General features: G+C 29.9%; 22 protein-coding genes. 16 read left to right on the top strand and 6 right to left on the bottom strand.

Annotated elements, in window-relative coordinates; all coding sequences use genetic code 11:
• Nucleotides 1-74: 74 nt before the first annotated feature.
• The 4 genes from U0D62_RS12305 to U0D62_RS12290 form a co-directional block, all read right to left on the bottom strand.
• Nucleotides 75-362 (bottom strand): 4a-hydroxytetrahydrobiopterin dehydratase, encoded by a 288-nt coding sequence (locus U0D62_RS12305; protein ID WP_322287609.1) that lies wholly within the window; start codon nt 360-362, stop codon nt 75-77.
• A gap of 57 nt (nt 363-419) precedes the next feature.
• Nucleotides 420-1,358: a septum formation inhibitor Maf gene (locus U0D62_RS12300; RefSeq protein ID WP_322287589.1), complete on the bottom strand. Its 939-nt coding sequence runs from the start codon at nt 1,356-1,358 to the stop codon at nt 420-422.
• Nucleotides 1,359-1,973: 615 nt separating this feature from the next.
• Complete coding sequence (locus U0D62_RS12295) at nt 1,974-2,558, bottom strand: Maf-like protein (protein ID WP_322287588.1); 585 nt, start codon at nt 2,556-2,558, stop codon at nt 1,974-1,976.
• Between the two features lie 3 nt (nt 2,559-2,561).
• Entirely contained in the window at nt 2,562-3,464 is a 903-nt protein-coding gene (locus tag U0D62_RS12290; protein ID WP_322287587.1) for a geranylgeranylglycerol-phosphate geranylgeranyltransferase, read from the bottom strand.
• Nucleotides 3,465-3,666: 202 nt separating this feature from the next.
• Here U0D62_RS12290 and U0D62_RS12285 point away from each other — a divergent pair, with 202 nt between their 5' ends.
• The 7 genes from U0D62_RS12285 to U0D62_RS12255 all read left to right on the top strand — a co-directional run bounded on the left by U0D62_RS12285 (nt 3,667) and on the right by U0D62_RS12255 (nt 10,807).
• Complete coding sequence (locus U0D62_RS12285) at nt 3,667-4,851, top strand: S41 family peptidase (RefSeq protein WP_322287586.1); 1,185 nt, start codon at nt 3,667-3,669, stop codon at nt 4,849-4,851.
• 5 nt (nt 4,852-4,856) lie between these two features.
• A complete protein-coding gene (locus tag U0D62_RS12280) occupies nt 4,857-5,918 on the top strand; it encodes a hypothetical protein (protein ID WP_322287585.1) in 1,062 nt (353 codons plus the stop codon).
• Nucleotides 5,919-5,936: 18 nt separating this feature from the next.
• Nucleotides 5,937-7,340 (top strand): sensor histidine kinase, encoded by a 1,404-nt coding sequence (locus tag U0D62_RS12275; protein WP_322287584.1) that lies wholly within the window; start codon nt 5,937-5,939, stop codon nt 7,338-7,340.
• Nucleotides 7,337-8,017, top strand: coding sequence for a response regulator transcription factor (locus tag U0D62_RS12270; protein ID WP_322287583.1), 681 nt, complete (start codon nt 7,337-7,339; stop codon nt 8,015-8,017). Before U0D62_RS12275 ends, U0D62_RS12270 begins: the two co-directional genes overlap by 4 nt.
• 120 nt (nt 8,018-8,137) lie before the next feature.
• A complete protein-coding gene (locus U0D62_RS12265) occupies nt 8,138-8,584 on the top strand; it encodes a hypothetical protein (RefSeq protein ID WP_322287582.1) in 447 nt (148 codons plus the stop codon).
• 34 nt (nt 8,585-8,618) lie between these two features.
• Entirely contained in the window at nt 8,619-9,035 is a 417-nt protein-coding gene (locus U0D62_RS12260; protein WP_322287581.1) for a hypothetical protein, read from the top strand.
• Nucleotides 9,036-9,106: 71 nt separating this feature from the next.
• The gene (locus tag U0D62_RS12255; protein WP_322287580.1) at nt 9,107-10,807 is read left to right on the top strand and encodes a M1 family aminopeptidase; all 1,701 of its coding nucleotides are present in this window, start codon (nt 9,107-9,109) and stop codon (nt 10,805-10,807) included.
• Nucleotides 10,808-10,839: 32 nt separating this feature from the next.
• Here the strand turns inward: U0D62_RS12255 and rlmH are convergent, their stop codons facing one another.
• Complete coding sequence (gene rlmH / locus U0D62_RS12250; protein ID WP_322287608.1) at nt 10,840-11,313, bottom strand: 23S rRNA (pseudouridine(1915)-N(3))-methyltransferase RlmH; 474 nt, start codon at nt 11,311-11,313, stop codon at nt 10,840-10,842.
• Between the two features lie 71 nt (nt 11,314-11,384).
• Here rlmH and nadC point away from each other — a divergent pair, with 71 nt between their 5' ends.
• The 7 genes from nadC to priA all read left to right on the top strand — a co-directional run bounded on the left by nadC (nt 11,385) and on the right by priA (nt 18,307).
• Nucleotides 11,385-12,242 (top strand): carboxylating nicotinate-nucleotide diphosphorylase, encoded by an 858-nt coding sequence (nadC, locus tag U0D62_RS12245; RefSeq protein ID WP_322287579.1) that lies wholly within the window; start codon nt 11,385-11,387, stop codon nt 12,240-12,242.
• Between the two features lie 4 nt (nt 12,243-12,246).
• Nucleotides 12,247-13,164 carry a YihY/virulence factor BrkB family protein gene (locus tag U0D62_RS12240; RefSeq protein ID WP_322287578.1) on the top strand — a complete coding sequence of 306 codons (918 nt, stop codon included), beginning with the start codon at nt 12,247-12,249 and terminating at the stop codon, nt 13,162-13,164.
• Between the two features lie 39 nt (nt 13,165-13,203).
• On the top strand, nt 13,204-13,767 hold the full coding sequence (locus U0D62_RS12235) for a chalcone isomerase family protein (protein WP_322287577.1): 564 nt from the start codon (nt 13,204-13,206) through the stop codon (nt 13,765-13,767).
• A gap of 144 nt (nt 13,768-13,911) precedes the next feature.
• The gene (locus tag U0D62_RS12230) at nt 13,912-14,478 is read left to right on the top strand and encodes a chalcone isomerase family protein (RefSeq protein WP_322287576.1); all 567 of its coding nucleotides are present in this window, start codon (nt 13,912-13,914) and stop codon (nt 14,476-14,478) included.
• 120 nt (nt 14,479-14,598) lie between these two features.
• A complete protein-coding gene (locus tag U0D62_RS12225) occupies nt 14,599-15,030 on the top strand; it encodes a DUF2147 domain-containing protein (RefSeq protein ID WP_322287575.1) in 432 nt (143 codons plus the stop codon).
• A gap of 92 nt (nt 15,031-15,122) precedes the next feature.
• Nucleotides 15,123-15,689: a chalcone isomerase family protein gene (locus tag U0D62_RS12220; RefSeq protein ID WP_322287574.1), complete on the top strand. Its 567-nt coding sequence runs from the start codon at nt 15,123-15,125 to the stop codon at nt 15,687-15,689.
• Nucleotides 15,690-15,853: 164 nt separating this feature from the next.
• The gene (gene priA, locus U0D62_RS12215; RefSeq protein WP_322287573.1) at nt 15,854-18,307 is read left to right on the top strand and encodes a replication restart helicase PriA; all 2,454 of its coding nucleotides are present in this window, start codon (nt 15,854-15,856) and stop codon (nt 18,305-18,307) included.
• A gap of 106 nt (nt 18,308-18,413) precedes the next feature.
• On the opposite strand, the gene U0D62_RS12210 is transcribed toward priA, so the two are convergent.
• Entirely contained in the window at nt 18,414-19,121 is a 708-nt protein-coding gene (locus tag U0D62_RS12210; RefSeq protein ID WP_322287572.1) for a LytR/AlgR family response regulator transcription factor, read from the bottom strand.
• A 168-nt stretch (nt 19,122-19,289) separates the two neighbouring features.
• Between U0D62_RS12210 and rpsF the strand changes: the two genes are divergently transcribed.
• On the top strand, nt 19,290-19,628 hold the full coding sequence (gene rpsF, locus U0D62_RS12205) for a 30S ribosomal protein S6 (RefSeq protein ID WP_322287571.1): 339 nt from the start codon (nt 19,290-19,292) through the stop codon (nt 19,626-19,628).
• Nucleotides 19,628-19,927: a 30S ribosomal protein S18 gene (gene rpsR, locus U0D62_RS12200; RefSeq protein ID WP_201918229.1), complete on the top strand. Its 300-nt coding sequence runs from the start codon at nt 19,628-19,630 to the stop codon at nt 19,925-19,927. The genes rpsF and rpsR overlap by 1 nt, the downstream gene beginning before the upstream one ends.
• Nucleotides 19,928-19,934 lie beyond the last annotated feature (7 nt).

The following is a 19,934-nucleotide window of genomic DNA, read 5'->3' as shown; positions in this document are numbered from 1 at the left end:
ACTTTTTTTGAAGTTTTATAGTAAGTGTTTGATTTGTAGTCTTTTTGTTTTTCCTTTTTTTAAATTAATATCAACTATTCGCCATCTATTAATGCATCTATAGTCTTTGCTAATTTAAAATCATACTCAGAAACTCCTCCAGCATCGTGAGTTGATAAGCTTATATAAAGTTTGTTATATACATTAGACCAATCAGGGTGGTGGTTTTGCGCTTCTGCTTCAAAAGCAATTCGAGTCATTAAAGAGAAAGCATCTTTAAAATCAGGAAATTCAAAAGTGGTATGTATGGCATTGTCCTTATATTCCCATCCATCAATTTCCTTTAATCGAGTTTGTATTTCGGATTCTGATAGTTTTTTAATAGTGGCCATGGTTTTATTGTTTTTAGTAATTAAAGGTTTTGATTTTTTTTAGAAAATTTATTTTAATCCTAATTCTTCTCTTAATGTTTCGTCTGTATTACTGTTTTTACCCCAATATGCTGATTTGATACTCTTAATTCTGGTAGCTTTGGTAGTTAGCTCTTTTGCGTTAGGACCAAAACCGCTTTTAAAGGTTTCTGTCCAGCTTTCTATTTCATAAGGAAAAGAAGCATTGAATGTAATATTGACTTTTCTTTTTAATTCTGGATATTCAATTGTGTATGTATTCGAATTATCTTTTTTAAGTAATGAGACAATAGCTGTATAAGCTTTTATTTCTTTATGTCTTAATCTACAGTATTCAAAAGATGGAATTATCTTTAGCTCTCCTTGAGGAAGTTCATTAGGATTGATTCTAATCTTTGTCCATAATTCATTCTCCAGGATTGCTTTATTAAGTTTAAACTCTTGATCAGCTTCACCTTGAAAATAGGAATGTGATAGTATTTCAAATTGTTTTCTATTGTTTAATTGTGCATATACATGACCACACCATTCCTGCATGGAGCTTGATACTTTGATTGCATGCTGGTTATTAGCAACTGGATAAAAAGTACTTTGCATAATAGAATAAGGGTAAATACCAGTATTAAATTTTTTAGTAGCATTGAGTTTTAAAACAGGAACATTATCAGTGTTTTGAGAATCTGCTTTTACTTGTTCTTTAGGTAGAAAATCTTCGGTAACATAAATAAGAACCGCAGTCCCTTTTCTAATTTCTCCATATCTAGCCTGTTCTAGTTGATATGAGGATATTTCTGCCTCTCCGGCATACCAATATTTCTTAAACTCTTCTGATATTTGTTTGGCGGGCTCTTTTGTTTCTTTAGCTATTGTATTAGAAGCGATCTTTTCATTATTATTCTCTTTAATGTTACTACAGGCAATAATCATTAGTACTCCTAAAATTCCTATTATACCAAGAAGTTTTTTCATAGCATTTATCTTTGGATTATGTTTGGCACAAATTACAACAAAGCCGCGATTTGGCAAGTTTACTTAACGTTTCATAAACAGGGAACGATTTTATATAAAATTTTGAAAATAAATTTGAATAAAATTCTAAGGTATTAGTTGAGAGGAGGTAATAAATTAATACAAGTAAAAATTATTCATTTATAATTTTAAAAAACGATTGATTTAGTTAAAAAAGATCATTTTATCTAATGTTGGTATTATTTTATCTGGAACAGTGCTAGTACTTTATAAACATAATATATTTCAGTTTTTAACGTAAAATTAATATTATAACTATTGAGTTTTACAAAACTATTTCTTAAGAAATATATATAACAAAAAAGATACTTTGTCCCAAGCAAGTACAGCAAAGCCTTAAAAAATAGGTTTTAGGGTTTTGCTGTTTTAATTTAGAAAAAATGAATAAAATAGTTCAAAAATATCGTTTAGTAATTACATTAGTAATTCTTTACGGGATGCTTATAAAAGCTATTACTTCATTGTTCTTTTAATAAATCTAAAACAAATTTGTTATAATAAAGTAATCACCAATTATAACAAAATTCTATTCTATTCAGAAACTACTTATAATCTTTATTTTACAAGTTCTAAAAATGATTCATAAACAAGGTGAGTAGGAAGTCCCATCACATTAAAATAGCTACCTTCTATATGAGAAATTCCTATTAAACCTATCCATTCTTGAATACCGTATGCACCCGCTTTGTCTAGTGGTTGATAGGTGTTTACATAATATTCTATTTCTTTAGGATCTAGTGCTTTAAAAGTAACTTTTGTGGATTGATTGATTGTTTTTATTTTATCAGTAGTTTTAAAACAAACAGAAGTAATAACCTCATGAGTATCATTAGATAATAAAGTAATCATGTCAATGGCATTTTTTAAACCTTTGGGTTTTCCTAAAGCTTTACCATTATGCCATACAATAGTGTCACTAGTAATCAGGATGTCATTGGCCTTTAAATTAGTGAAGGCATCTGCTTTTAACTCTGCAAGATAATCTGAAATCTCATCAGCTTTGAGGTAATCAGGATATATTTCATCTACCTCTTTTAGTTGTATTGTGAAATCAAGATCTAAATCCTTAAAAAATTGTTGTCTTCTAGGTGATCCCGAAGCTAGAATAATAGAATAACCTTTTAATACTTCTTTGAGCATAGTTTATTTTAAGATAAATTGGTAAAGCAGCAAAGATATTGCTCCTAAGATTAAAATTATTTTTAAAATAAGAGATAATTGTTTGAAGTGCTTAAGGCTTTCTGCAGTATAACTTTTAATCATAAAATAAAGTAACGGGGCAACAATTAAAAACAATACCAGTATGACCGCATTACTATTAGAAAATAGATATGTATATATATAGTAAATAACAGCAATAATAGGTATTAATGTTAGTAAACTGACTAATTTGGAAGTTCGATCTTTACCTAAAACTACAGGAATAGTTTTGATTCCTACGTTATAATCTCTGTCTACAGTAGTACAATCTTTTATAATTTCTCGAAGTGTTACCAATAAGAAAGCAAATATTGAATAATCAAAAATAATAGAGAAAATAACGGTTTGTGACTCTCTATTTTTTTCTGTTATCGCCGGCAACAAATCAAAAATACCGATAACTAAAAGACTCAAAGCAGCAAAAGAACCTATTAAAATATTTTTAAGCCCCGTAATCTCTTTTAAGTAGGATGCATAAACATAAAATAAACCTGAAATAATTATAAATAACGCAACAAATCCTGGTTTTCCTATGAGGTTTGATAAGTAAAAACCAATAAAAACACCTATAACATTGAAAATTATAAATAACCTATTAGCAGATTTTTCAGTGATAGTTCCATATAGTAATTCTTTGTGATTTGAAGACTCTGCATTATAAACCTCAATAATAATGTTACCGGCAGCGGTAATAAAAAAAGTCGCAAGAATAACTAATCCAATACCAAAATTATTCAAAGTAATTGCCACGTCAAAAGGTTCAAACAAACCATATTTGATACATAATTGTGCTAAGGCAATGATAAGCAGGTTGTCAAATTTTACAAGCTTTAAATATGGTAGCATACAAGGAGATTCGTTAGTTTGTCAGCAAATGTAATAATTAATCCTAATTTTTCTCTTGTTAACATAAATACTTCAATCCCTTTAAAACAAAGGGATGATTATTTTATTAAGGTTAATGGTGGGTTAACGGTAATCAAATATGATGATTCATTTAATCATTACTCTAAATTTGATCTCATCAATAATCAATAAACGAACAGTAATGTTAAGAATCATCATCATTTTATGTGTAGTCTCTACCACATTTGGACAAACAAAATATCAAAAAGATTTTGATATTTATTGGAAAACCATTGATACCTATTTTGGATATTTTGATACTCAAGAAACAAATTGGAATAAAGTAAAAGAATACTATGGGCCAAAAGTTAGAGAAATACAAAATGATGATGATTTCATTGCTTTATTAGAAAGAACCAATTTAGAGCTTTATAATGGTCACGTAGGATTAAACGTTAATAGAGCCTCTTCTTATAAATTAGTTCCTTCCTCATCTGATATTTCTATTAGATACAAAGACAATAAATACATAATAAATGGATTACGAGAAGGATCTCCTTCAGAAAAAGCCGGGCTAAAATTAGGAATGGTTATCACAGGAGTCAATGACATATCGATACATAAAACAGTACAACAATATTTGCCTGTTAGCACTAATGAGTTTACACCACAGATGCATGAATATTTAGCAAATATGATATTGGCAGGAACCCACGATACAAAAAGAAGTATTAATGTTAATGACTCATTAACATTCTATCCGGATGATACAAAATGGAACTCATCAAAAGATCTAATAACCACCAAAAGATTAGAGAATAATATAGGATACATTAAAATTAATAATTCGTTAGGTAACAATCATACAATTAAGGCTTTTGATAAAGCATTGGATCAATTAAATACTTCAAAAGGAATTATTTTGGATTTAAGAGAAACACCTAGTGGAGGAGATAGTAATATCGCCAGAGGGATTATGGGAAGGTTCATTGATAAAGAACTACCATATCAAATACATACATTTCCATATGAAGAAAAAATGTATGACACTACAAGAAAAACAATTGAGTTAGTAGTGCCAAGAGGTAAAACCTATACAGGGACTTTGATAGTTCTTTGCGGTCCCTGGACCGGAAGTATGGGTGAAGGAATTACTATTGGTTTTGATGCAATGGAAAGAGCAGAAATTGTAGGTGCTAAGATGGCTGGTCTTTTAGGTGCAATATATGATAACACATTACCTGAAACGAGAATAGGTTTTCAAATCCCTGTTGAGAAACTATTTCACGTAAATGGAATGCCAAGAGAAAAATTTGTCCCGAAATATTATGAACAAGATACTCAAGGTCAATTAGAGAAAGCTATAGAACTTATTAATTCATTGTAGTGGTTATGGATACAATAATTTCAAAAAAAAGAAGCGTAGTTATCATAATAATGGTTTTAATTGGTAGTACATCTTTTGCAAAACAAAGTATACAAAATGATGAATTAGAATATGAACGATTTAAGTATTTAATAAAAGTGAAGCAAGAGGTGAGCAAAAAGTTCTGGCCAGATTTTTCTAAAAAAATACTATTTGGTCCTATGATGTATTACTCAATGAATGGAGTATATGTTATAAATCCTAATGAGAAATTGAATAAAAAGATTTCTTATAAAAAACTGGCACAGAACAGGAACCTTCCTCTTATAGGAAAAGTATCAGATAAAATCGATTCTACAGCGTTATATATGTATGTGAGCAGGAGAGAAAAAGATAGTACCAAATTAGATTATAAGAATACTATAGCTTTTTTTAGTGATGTATCACTCACAAACAAGTTTATACCCGATGTAAAAGAAACTAATGAGTGGTTAAGCATGGTTATACATGAAACATTTCATCAATATCAAAGGAAGATTAAAAAATTTAGAAAAAATCAAATAACGAGTAAAAAGGATTTTGATAGAGATACTTTGGCCTATTTTTATAAAAATATTAAATGGTTTAGAAATAGTATTAAACAAGAGAATGAATTATTATTAAATAGTTTAAAAGAAAACGAAATAGAGAGCATAGAAAAAATGATAAACACATATCTATCTCTCAAAAAGAATAGAATATCCAGAGTAAAAGAAGAGTTTAAAACTAATATAACCGATATAGAAAGTTCTCTGGAAAGATCAGAGGGAACCGCTCGATATATTGAATATAAGACTAAAGAATATTTGAAAGATGTAGAACACATTCCGGCCTTAACTCAATTAGATCAATTTTATCATCCAGAAAACTTACCAGAATATACTTTAGAAAAGGATGAGTGGATGTATACTATAAAAGGACTGTATGTATATACAATAGGCTTTAACTTAACCAGGCTACTCGAAAAACTAAAAATAGAATATCAGAAAACTATCTTTAATCATAATAGATCTTTTGATGATTATCTCATAAATTTTATGAAGAAATAAAAATGTACTACTATGTCAATGAAGAAAAAAATAAACATACTAATCATTACGGCCATCTTTTCATTATTGGCATTATCAGGGATTCAGGCATACTTGATATACAATACTTACCAATTAAAAAAAGATGTATTCATCAAAGAAATCAAAAAATCCGTTTCTAATATCGATAATACTAAAGAAATGGATTCTTTAACAGAATTATGGTACAATCAACTAACAGAAAATCTAGTAGAATATAAAAAGAACAACATACTTAAGAAAGAAACCATAGAGCGGTTTAAACCTCAAACAGACTCTCTTCGTGTTTTGTTCAGGGATTATTATAGAAAAGAAGTGGCAAAACTTAATCTGAAATATGATCTAAAATATAAAAAAACCATTAAGAGTATTGTAATTTTTGATAACGAAATCATGGATACCATTTTTTCAGCAGCAAATGAAGGTAATTACTTCCTTTTTGGAGAAGATTTTTCAGATGAACAAGGTTATGTAATGAGTAAAGGAAGATGGTCGACTGAGCACGATTATGAAGATGACCTTAATAATGAACTTATAAAAACATCCTTGAATTTAGAGATAAGAACTGTAGATTCTGTAAATATCATTGATTGGAAAAGAATTATTTTTGGACAAATGACTGTCTTGTTTGTTTTTTCAGTGTTGCTTTTTCTTTTTGTAGTTGGGTTACTTTTTTACTCAATAAAAACATTGATACAACAGAAAAAAATAGCTGATGTAAGAACAGATTTCATCAATAATATTACTCACGAACTCAAGACACCATTAGCTACTCTGGCAATTGCTTCAAAAAGTTTAAGAAATAAAGAAACTCAAAATTCTCCTAAGATTTTTTCTAATGCGCTTGATATTCTGGATAGACAAAATAATAGGCTACATAAGCTTATCGATCAAGTGATGAATAATACCTTAGGATCCGATGAAATCGTCTTACAAAAAGAAGAAGTGATAGATGATAAATATTTTAAAGAAGTAATTGAGGATTTTAGATTAGCAGTCAAAGATCAAGATGTTAAGGTTGTGTCAAAGATTGAATTTAGAGAAATACCTCTTAGTATCGATAAGTTTTTATTTACTACTGCATTATTAAACATAATGGATAATGCTGTTAAATATGGTGAAGACCATATTGAGGTTGTAATAAGAACAAAATTGAGTGATGAATACTATGAAATATCAATTCATGATAATGGTATAGGCATCCCACATAAGGAACAAAGAAAGATTTTTGAAAAGTTTTATAGAGTTACCACGGGTAATGTTCATAATGTAAAAGGTTTGGGTCTTGGTTTATTCTATACTAATCAAATAATAAAGGCGCATCAAGGAAACATTGAATTAGAGAGCAGGCCTGGTTTAGGAACAACGTTTACCATAACAATACCTATTATTTCAGAGATATGAAGAAAATTTTATTAGCAGAAGACGATTTTGATTTTGGAAGCATATTAAAACAATATTTAGAATTGCATAGTTATCAAGTGAACTGGGCAAAAGATGGAAAAGAAGCATTAGAGCTATTTCATAAAAATCATTTTGATATATGCGTATTAGATGTAATGATGCCTAAAAAGGATGGTTTTACGTTAGCCGAAGAAATAATAGAACACAATCCAGAAGTTCCTTTCATTTTTCTTACCGCGAGAAAAATGAAAGAAGATAAGATTCGAGGATTAAAATTAGGAGCCGATGATTATATAGTTAAACCTTTTGAAGCAGATATATTAGTCTTAAAACTTCAAAATATTTTAAAACGAACCAAACAGGTTCAAACTCAAATAGAAAAAGTAATCACTATAGGAAAATATAGTTTTGATGCTGTAAATCATCAATTACAATTTGCTAATGAAGCACAAAAACTCACAGAAAAAGAAACGATTTTGATCCAGTATTTATGGAATCATAAAAACGTTATGATCAAAAGAGAGCAAATGCTTAAAGATGTTTGGGGTAATGATGACTTTTTCTCTGGTAGGAGTATGGATGTGTTTATTAGTAGGTTGAGAAAATATTTTAAACAAGATCAACAAATAGCTATAGAAAGCGTAAGAGGAGTAGGCTTAACATTTAGAGTGACATAATATTGTTGTTATCAAATCTAGAATAAAATCAAAACCAATACAAAACAACAAATAAATAATTTATAAAAATCAATCAATAATCATTACTGATGGAATATCAGCAAACAAAAACGAATAATTATGAAAACACTAGTTTTAATTTTAGCAAGTCTTGTCATTGGAGTATTAACGTGTAATGGACAAACTACCAACAAATCTTCAAAATCTTCAACAAAAGTAAGCGTAAGCGTAAGTGGAGATACTGAAGAAGGAAGTTTTTATCGATCCTTTGCTATTATGGATATGGATGAAAATTTCAGAATAAAAGTAAGGTATATGAGATATATGGAGAATGATGTAAAAACATACCTTATAGATGAGTTTGGTAAAGAAAATTTAACCATAAAAGAGGGGACTTACTACTGGACAAAGAAAACTGAAGGAGAAGTTCTGTACGAAGTTAGGTTAAAAGGAAATAAATTAAGAATCAATGTTGATAAAGAACTTGCTTCGGATAAACTGATTAAAAGATTTGAAAAAATAGGAAAGGAGTTAAAAACAATTACCGGAAGATCAGAAAAAATATAAATCAATCAATATCAATAATCAAAAAACGAATATTATGAAAACAATCATTTGCACATTAAGCTTATTACTGGCAATTTCTTTTGGAAATGCTCAAACATCATCTAATTCTAAAGTATCAATTAATTATTCAAGTGATGAGCCAGGAGATAGGAATTATAAAGTAAGCATTTCGATATCCAATACGGATGATGTATATACCGTAAATGCCAAATTTCCAGGTTCAAGGACAGAGAAACTAAAGAATTTTTTAAAAGATCATTTAGAAACCAAAATGAAGAAAGTTAATTCATCTTATAACTGGAATTATTATAATAAAGATGAAATGGGATATAAAGTAAAATTAAAGAGAGGTAAACTAAGTGTTTTTTTAGATAAAGAATTCGTATCGGTTGATCTTATCGAAGATTTTATAGATATGTTTAGTGATTTAAAAGAAGTTATAAAAGGATAGTATATAATTAGTTACTGCAACAAGTATTTGTTTTAAAGGTCTATTAACTAACCAACCAATTCTCATTTATTATGAAAAAAACAGCATTTTTAGGATTGATATTTGTTGCTTTTCTCTTTTCCTGTAATAGGCATAAAACAACTGATCTTAGTTATATTATCTCTCCTTTTTTAAAGGATAATATCCCTATGCTTAAAATACAAATGTCTTTTAAAGCAGATCCAAGTGGTATTACAAAGCTAAAATATCAAAATAATGCATGGGGAGAAGAGAATATTTATAATTGTATAGAATCAATGCAATTATCTCAAATCCAAGGAAAAATAACTCAAAATAAGGATAGTAGCTGGATAGAGATTCAACATCCCAAAAATATAGACTCACTTCAATTTGAGTATACACTCAAACAAGATATAAAAGATGCTATCGGAGCAGGAAACCGATATAGACCTATAATCAATTCAACATATTTTCATGTGTTTTCACATAATCTTTTTATGTTTCCTAAGCATATATCTAATAATGATAAAGAACATTTAAATATAAAATTAAATTGGAATGATTTTCCAGAAGATTATACTATACATAATAGCTTTGGGAGTAAAAAGAAAGAACAATTAATAAATGATATTACTGAAGAAGAGTTTCTTACTGCAGTTTTTCTGGGGGGAGATTTTAGAACTTATACTTCGAGTATAAATAATAACGATGTAGTTCTGGCCATTAGAGGAGATTGGATTCCTTTTGAAGATGATACGATAATGAAACTATTGACGAAAACTGTGCAATCACAAAGAGATTTTTGGCAAGATCATTCTCAAAAATATTTTACCGTTACTATGATGCCTATAGCCCAGGAAAGAGGTAGTAGTTTTGGTGGTACAGGGTTAACTAACTCTTTTGCAACTGTAGTATCTAATAACAAAGAAACTTCTATAGATCAATTAGTTTATTTATTTAATCATGAATTAATGCATAATTGGACAGGTCATGTTATTAAAAACCAAAATGAAGAAGAACAATATTGGTTTAGTGAAGGGTTTACAGAATATTATACATTCAAAAATATTACATCCAATAAAATCCTAAACTTTGATAAAAAATATTTCATTGACCAAATGAATGAGAATATTAAAAACTTGTATAATTCTCCAGTAGGAGAAAAACCTAATAGTGAGATTACTTATGATAACTTTTGGTCTGATCGTCATTATAGTAAACTGCCGTATTATCGAGGAGCACTATTTGCATTTGTTTTAGATTTAAAAATACAAAAAGACTCAAACGGAGATAAAAGTCTAAATCATGCTATGAGGGATTTTTATGGAGCAGCAGTGCATCAAGATCAAAGAATAAACTCAGATTTTTTTATTAAAACTATAAATAAGTATACAAAAGATGATATTACGGCATTTTTTGATAAGCATATTTTAAAAGGTGAGTTAATAGATCTTGCCAAAATATATAATGAGTTTAACCTTCAATACGAACCGATATCAGAAGTGTTTGATCTTGGTTTTACCTATGATAATGCCAAGAATGAAATTACAACGGTTGATAATACATCTGCCGCTTATAAAAAGGGAATAAGAGTAGATGATAAACTTATAAGCCGAAGTATTTATTATGGAAGAACGGATAAAAAAGTAGATCTCATTGTTTTAAGAAATGGAGAAGAAATTGAAATAAGCTATTACCCTGTTAAAAAGATACCATTACCAAGATTACACCAAAGCCAAGAGAATAAAGATGTATTAAAATTTAATACTTAAATCTTTGGTTAAGAATGCTATATTATAAATGTTTATCGATGATGATAAGGTTCGTTTTTTAAAATTGTAAAACCTCTGTATAATTGCTCGATAAAGAATAATCGGATCATCTGATGAGAAAATGTCATCTTAGATAAAGATAACTTTCCGTTACAACGCTGATATATCTCAGGACTAAAACCATAGGGTCCTCCGATTACAAAAATTAATTGTTTGATACCACTATTCATATGTTTTTGAAGTAATTCAGAAAAACCAACAGAATCATATTGTTTTCCGTTTTCATCTAAAACAATAAGTACATCAGAATTAGATACTTTATCCAAAATCAATTTACCTTCTTTCTCTTTTTGTTGAGATTCACTTAGGTTTTTGGCGTTCTTTAAATCCGGTATAATTTCAAAATTAAATTTCACATAGAAACCTAACCTTTTGATATAATCATCAATAAGGTTGATAAGTAACTTATTATCAGTTTTACCAATAGCGATTAGCTTAATTGTCATGGGTATCAGTTTATTTCTTGACTTCGTACTTCCAACTTCTTTTCCTACTTTAGCAAAAATAACCATTCAGTATGATTAGTAAGGCTCAATTTGATAAAGAAATTGATTTAATAATAACAAATGCGATTCGTGAAGATGTTGGTGACGGAGACCATAGTTCATTAGCTTGTATTCCTAATACTACAACAGGAAAAGCCAAACTTTTAGTAAAAGATGAAGGCATTATTGCAGGAGTAGAGTTTGCTAAAAAAGTATTTAATTATGTAGATAATGATATGCAGGTTGAGGTTCTCATCAATGATGGAGCTCAGGTAAAATATGGGGATGTGGCTTTTTATGTATCCGGTCGATCACAATCCATATTAAAAGCAGAACGATTAGTACTTAATGCTATGCAACGTATGAGTGCTATTGCAACAAAAACAAATCATTTTGTAAAATTATTAGAAGGTACCGGAACTAAAATTTTGGATACCCGTAAAACGACTCCGGGAATAAGAGCATTAGAAAAATGGGCTGTTAAGATTGGAGGAGGAGAGAATCATAGATTTGCACTATATGATATGGTAATGCTAAAAGATAATCACATAGATTTTGCCGGCGGGATTACCAAAGCTATAGAAAAAACAAAAACCTATCTTTCTGATAATAATCTTGATCTTAAAATTATTGTAGAAGCAAGAGACTTGGGTGAAATAGAAGAGATTCTTAAGACTCCAGGAGTATATAGAATTTTGATTGATAACTTTAATTATGAAGACACCAGAAAAGCTGTAACTTTAATAGGAAACACTTGCTTAACAGAATCCAGTGGTGGAATTAATGAAAATACTGTTCGTAAATATGCAGAATGCGGTGTAGATTATATAAGTAGTGGAGCTTTGACTCATTCTGTATATAATCTTGATTTGAGTTTGAAAGCAATATAAATATATGTCTAAGGCAGTAGAGGAAAAACTTAAGAAGATTCCTGTAATAAATATTCTTGTCAAAATAGGGAAGAAAATAATTCTTCCAGGTTTTGAGGGACTGTCTATTTATGATTTGGTAGAAATTTATACCATAGGTATTGTCAAAGGAACATTTTCTGCCAGAGCGAGTTCAATATCGTGGAGCTTTTTTTTGTCACTTTTTCCCTTTTTACTATTTCTACTGAATTTGATTCCATATGTGCCTATTGATAAATTTCAGGAAAACTTTTTTCTGTTTATCAATGAAGCCTTACCAAAACAATCAGCCATTTTTTTTAAAGATATATTTAACGATATTTCATCAAACCCCAGAGGAGGATTATTATCCACTGCCTTTATTCTTTCAATATTTTTAATGACTAATGGTATTAATGCTGTTTTTTCTGGATTTGAATATTCTTACCACGTAACACTTAACAGAAACTTCGTAAAGCAGTATGTAGTTGCTTTGGGCGTTTCATTGATAGTGGCATTGTTGTTGCTTGTTACGGTTATAGGAACATTGTATTTTTCATATTTGGTAGATGATTTAAATAAAATGGGAATGGTTGATGATACTGTTTTTTGGTTGACATTAGGTAAATATGCTTTATTTGTCTTTATGATATTTGTTATTATTGCAACCTTATTTTATTTTGGCACTTCTGAAGGGAAACAAAATAAGTTCTTTTCGCCGGGAGCATTTATGACCACTTTTTTAATAGTGATTACAACATATTTATTTGGAATATATATAGATAACTTTTCTAATTATAATCAATTATATGGCTCTATTGGGGCCATGTTGATATTAATGTTATATATCTGGCTCAATGCTAATCTATTATTGTTAGGTTTTGAATTAAACGCCTCGCTGATTCAACTAAGAAAAATTTTTTAATTTATTTATTACATACACAAACACTTAATTTATTTAAAAATGAAAAAACTAAGCGTATTACTTTTTGCATTAATTACTATTATTTCTTCACAAGCTCAGACTAAAGTAGGAGATGCCGTATTACCGGACCAGGTAACATTTAACGGAGAGAGTTTGGTGATTAATGGAGCAGGAATGAGAGAAAAATTCTTTTTTGATATTTATGCAGGAGGATTATACCTTAAAAAGAAAAGCAAAGATGCAAAGGCAATTGCTAATGCGGATGAGACTATGGCTATAAAGTTGCATATTCAATCAGGAATGATGTCTAGAAGTAAAATGGCTGGAGCTTTAAGAGATGGTTTTAAAAAGGCTACTAATGGTAATACAGAACCATTACAAGATAGAATAGACAAGTTTATAGGATTCATAAAAGAGGAAATAGAAGTAGATCAGATCTATGACATTGTTTATGAAAAAGGAAAAGGTAGTGTGATCTATAAAGATGGAAAAGAAAAAGGTTACGTTAAGGGACTTGATTTCAAAAAAGCATTATTTAATATATGGCTGGGTACTAAACCTGCAGATAAGGGATTAAAAAATGAAATGTTAGGGATGAAATAGGATAAAAAGCATTATTTTTGCGATAAAGTACTGAATTTTAACATAATTACATTGTTTTTGCTATGCAAGCATAACAAAAAAAGTTTATATTTGCAGACCTTGGAGAAGATTTATTAACATCCCAAATAAAACCATTGTTATACGATGAGAAAAATTACTTTAGTACTAATTGCACTAATTTCATTTACAGCGGCAAACGCGCAAATCAGAGTCGGAAGTAAAGCCGTACTTCCTTATGAGCAGACTTTTGCAGAAACTGAACTAAAACTTAACGGAGCAGGATTAAGAGAAGTTCTTTGGATAGACTTATATGCAGGAGGACTTTATTTACAAGGAAAAAATAAAGATCCTAGAGCTATTCTAGATGCAGATGAAACAATGGCAATTAAATTAAATATTGTTTCAGGTTTTGTAACCCAGAAAAAGATGATAAAAGCTGTAGAAGATGGGTTTCAAAAAGCTACTTTTGGCAATACAAAAGCATTAGATGAAAGAATAAAAAAATTCATAGGATTCTTTTCAGAACCAATAGTTAAGAACGATATTTTTGATCTGGTTTATGTAAAAGATGTTGGGGTAAAAGCTTTTAAAAATGATAAAGAATTAGGCCTTATAAAAGGACGTGATTTTAAATATGCCTTGTTCAAAATTTGGTTAGGTGATGAGCCTGCAAGTGAAGCTTTAAAGAAAGGAATGCTAGGTTTACAATAAAACTAGTTTATATAAATATGATATCAAGAAGGCTATTTGATTTTTTTTCAGATAGCCTTTTTTGTTGGGCTTTATAAAATTACTTAATAATTAAAACTTTAAACACAAATCTTAATTAATATGAATCTTTTTAAAACACTTCTTTTTGCTTTAATTATAATAATGAGCTATAACATGAATGCTCAAGAACAGATTGTTGGTAATTGGAAAACCATAGATGATAATACCGGTAAACCAAGATCAATTGTAGAGATTTATAAAAAAGGAGATAAGCTATACGGAAAAATCACTCAAATACTCGATGAAGCAGAAAGAGGAAACCTTTGTGTAGAGTGTAAAGGAAAAGATTATAATCAACCAATTGAAGGAATGGTAATCCTTAAAGGATTAGAAAAAGATGGTGAGGAGTATGAAGACGGTACTATTATGGATCCTGAAAACGGAAAAACGTATCGTTGCAAAATCTGGATAGATGAAGATAACCCAAACGTACTAAATGTAAGGGGTTACATTGCATTTTTATACCGCACTCAGCAGTGGGTTAGAGAGTAATACTTAGGTTAAAATCAATAATTTAACATTTTATTAGGTTAGGTTTTAATTTATAATAGACTAAACCGCTGTAATTAATAAAATACCAAACCATGAAAAAAATTATTACCCTGACAGTTGTATTACTATTTAGTCTATCAGCAGTAGCTCAAGTAAGAATTGGAGATATTGTAGTACCGGACACCATAAATTTTGATGGAGAAGAGCTAAGCTTTAACGGCGGTGCTATGAGAAAAGTATTATCATTTAAAACATATTCTGGAGCATTATATACAAAACAGAAGTATTCAGATGATAGAAAAGTGTTAGATTCTGATGAGACTATGGCAATTAGATTAAATATTGCATCAAAAAAAGTTACTAATGAGAGAATGATTAAAGTATTTAGAAAAGGATTTGATGATGCAATGTTTGGTAATACCCAAACCCTTGATGCAAGAATCGATGATTTCTTAAAACTATTCTCTTCTCCAATGCAGTTAAATGATTTTTATGATTTAGTATATTTAAAAGGAAAAGGGGTAAAAACCTATAAAAACGGAAAAGAACTTGGGTTTATCGAAGGACGTGATTTTAAATATGCATTATTCAAAATTTGGTTAGGTAATGAACCTGCTTGTCAAATTATAAAAGGAGGAATGCTAGGAAGCAAAAAATAACAATTTGGATTTAGAATAAAAATATATAGTGAATAAGGCCCGACTAATTGATAGTCGGGTTTTTTTATTGCTAAACTCAAATAAAGTTCATGGTAATTAATCGATTGTAAACTTGTATTTTTGCTAGGGAAACTTAAATAATCTACTTTCTAGTATAAATCTGAATGTCATATTTTATAGATGTAATTCTTCCTATTCCTCTTGACAAAGAGTTTACCTATAGTGTCAATAAAAATGAAGCTGCATTTTTAAAACCTGGTATACGGGTAGCTGTCCAATTTGGTAAAAGTAAAATTTATGCAGCTTTGGTTGTTAAGGTACATCAGAACCCTCCTAGAATATACGAAGCCAAGGAAATAGAACACATACTGGACGAGTCACCGATCGTAACAGATCATCAACTACAACTGTGGTCATGGATAGCATCATATTATATGTGTACCAGAGGAGAGGTTATGCGTGCTGCCTTACCAAGTGCTTTTTTATTAGAAAGCGAAACAATTATAAATAAGAATGATAAGGTTACTATAGATGATTCTCTTCTTAAAGATGATGAATTTTTGATTTATGAAGCATTACAATATCAAAGCCTACTTCGTATTCAAGAAGTAATGGATATTGTGAGTAAGAAAAATGTACTTCCAGTAATTAAAAGACTAATTGAAAAAGAGGTAATTACCGTTCATGAAGAGATTTATGAACAGTATAAACCCAAGGTTGTTAGGTACGTACAACTACACCCTGAGTATCGATCAGAAGAAAAACTTCGTTCATTATTAGATGAGATGAATAGGGCACCCAAACAACGAGAGGTATTAATGCATTTGTTTACATTACAGGCGACTAGTTCTAAAGGAATAAAAGTAAGCGACCTTATTAAATCAGCAAATAGCACTGCAGCTGTAATAAAAGCACTTGTAAATAAAGATATATTACAGGAGTTTCACAAACAAACCGATCGAGTTCAATTTAAGGGTGAAGGAGATAATAATATAAAAGAACTAAATAAATATCAACTTCAGGCATTTAAAGAGATTAAAGAGACGTTTAATGATAAGAAAGCCTGTTTATTACACGGAGTAACATCTTCTGGTAAGACAGAAATATATGTAAGATTAATTGATGAAATTATTCAACAGAGAAAACAAGTTTTATATCTATTACCAGAAATTGCTTTAACGACCCAGTTAATTACCAGATTACAACAATATTTTGGAGAGAAACTAACTGTATATCATTCTAAATACTCTGTAAACGAGAGAGTAGAGGCCTGGAATAATGTGAAGAATAATGCAGAAAAGGCTCAAGTTATTATAGGTGCTAGGTCAGCCATATTTCTTCCTTTTACAGATTTAGGACTAATCATTGTGGATGAAGAACACGAAAGTACTTTTAAACAATACGATCCGGCTCCAAGATATCATGCAAGAGATACAGCGATTGTCTTAGCAAATATGTTTAATGCTAGAGTGGTATTGGGATCGGCTACTCCGGCAATTGAAACTTTTTATAATGCCAAACAAGAAAAATTTGGTTTAGTACAACTTACCAGAAGATATGGAGATGTATTAATGCCAGAGATCAATCTGGTAGATATAAAAACGAAGTATAAAAAGAAAGAAATGAATGGGCATTTTAGTGATACACTATTAAATGCCATTCAAGAAGCTTTAAAAGAAGGAGAGCAGGTAATTCTTTTTCAAAATAGAAGAGGATATTCTCCGGTTGTAGAATGTAATACTTGTGGACATTCACCTCAATGTCCTAATTGTGATGTAAGTCTCACATATCATAATCATCGCAATCAGTTACGTTGTCATTATTGTGGATATCATATGGCAATGTTGCAACAATGTATGGCCTGCAATAGTACAGAACTGTCAACCAAAGGTTTTGGAACCGAGCAAATAGAAAAAGAACTACAATCCATTTTTGTTGATCATAGTATAGGTAGAATGGATCAGGATACTACCCGAGGTAAGCACGGATACGAAAAAATCATTAATAGATTTGAAGAAGGAGAGATTGATATTTTGGTAGGGACTCAAATGCTTACAAAAGGACTTGATTTTAGAAACGTAAGTTTAGTAGGTATTATGAATGCTGATAACTTATTAAATTTCCCAGATTTTAGAGCTCATGAACGAAGTTTTCAGTTAATGCAGCAAGTAGCTGGAAGAGCTGGAAGAACCCGTAAGCGAGGTAAAGTTTTGATACAAACATATAATCCATATCATCAGATTTTGCAACAAGTATCTGTTAATGATTATGATGGAATGTTTAAGGATCAGATAGAAGAAAGACATCAATATAAATACCCACCTTTTTATAGAATTATAAAAATTACGGGTAGGCATAAAGATTATAATAAGGTAAATGAATCTATGATGTGGTTAGCAAAATCTTTGAGAAATGTTTTTAAAGAAAATGTGCTGGGACCAGAGTTCCCTCCAATTGCGAGAATAAGAAATCAATATCATAAAAATATCCTTATAAAAATTCCGCAAGGACAATCTCTTCAAAAAACAAAGGATGTTATAAAGAAGATAAATACTTCTTTTTCAGGAATTCGCGAGTTTTCTGGAGTGAGAATAGTTATTAATGTAGATAACTATTAAGGGATAAGTAGGTGTAATATAAAAGCAACAAATCCTACGAATGTAGGATCTGTTAGTATTTTAAAGTAATATATTATTCCTTATTAAAATAAGGGGCTGCGTTTAACTAGCCGTTTAGTGCTTCTATTAAAGAATGCTTTTTATGTCTACTTAGAGGTATTTTTTCGTCAGCAATTTCAATATTTCTACTATTGTAACGCTCTACCTTATCCAGATTAACGATATAGGATTTATGAATTCTTAAGAAACGATCGCTTGGCAATTCTGCTTCAAAAGATTTCATAGTTGCTAAAACGACAATAGGATCTCCGTCTTCCATGATTAGTTTTACATAATCACCAAGAGCTTCTACATATTTAAGTTGACTCAAAAATATTTTACGTTTTTTAAGATTACTCTTTACAAAGATATAATCATCATCTTCGATGGCCGCATGTTCAGAATTTAAACGAGACATACTTAATGCTTTCTCAACAGCTGCGTTAAAACGATCTTTTTTGAGAGGTTTTCTCAAATAATCTACAGCATCATAATCAAAAGCTTTGAAAGCATATTTAGTCTTTCCGGTCACAAAAATGATATGAGGCTTATTCTCCAGGTCATCTAAAAGATCAAAACCAGTGAGTATTGGCATTTCAATATCCAAAAATAATAAGTCTACTTGTGTGTCCAGTAAACCGTTTTTAGTTTCAATAGCATTATTCCACTCAGCTACTAATTCAAGAGAAGAGTGCTCATCTATTAATTTTACTATAGCTAATCTTTGGAGGCGGGAATCATCTACTACCGCACATTTTAATTGTGATTGTTCCACTTGCTTAGGTTAATATTCAATACAATATTACTGAATATATATTATTTCCGCAAACATTTTAAGCTTTTTATCGATAAAAAAGGTGTTTCATCGAAGTGGTTTTTATGTTTGAAAATCAAAAAAATAGTGTTACTTTTGCAGCCAAATTTAATTAAAAATAGATTTTTTATGAATCATTATGAAACTGTTTTCATCTTGAATCCCGTTTTATCTGAAGACCAGATAAAGGAAACAGTTAAGAAATACGAAGACATTCTTGTTTCTAACGGTGCCAAGATGATATCAAAAGAGGATTGGGGGCTTAAGAAGCTTGCATATGCAATCCAACACAAAAAAAGTGGTTTTTATCACTTATTTGAATACCAGGTACCTGGTGAGGCTATCAATGCATTAGAAGTTGAGTTCAGAAGAGATGAGCGAATAATGCGTTACCTTACTGTACGTCTTGATAAGCATGCAATTGCTTGGGCAGAGAAAAGAAGAAACAGAAACAAACAAAAAGCTTAATTATGTCATCTATAGAACAACAAGCTAAAGGAAAAAAAGATGGAGAGATCAGGTATCTTACTCCTCTTAATATAGATACTACAAAAAATAAGAAATATTGTCGTTTCAAAAAATCAGGAATCAAATATATAGATTATAAAGATCCAGATTTTTTAATGGCTTTTGTAAATGAGCAAGGTAAATTGTTACCTCGTCGTCTTACAGGAACTTCTTTAAAATATCAACGTAAAGTAAGTGTTGCTGTAAAAAGAGCTAGACACTTGGCATTAATGCCTTATGTTGGTGATTTATTAAAATAAAATTCGT

The organism is Aquimarina callyspongiae (genome assembly GCF_034322225.1).
Taxonomy (GTDB): domain Bacteria; phylum Bacteroidota; class Bacteroidia; order Flavobacteriales; family Flavobacteriaceae; genus Aquimarina.
This window is presented reverse-complemented; position numbering and strand designations above follow the sequence as displayed.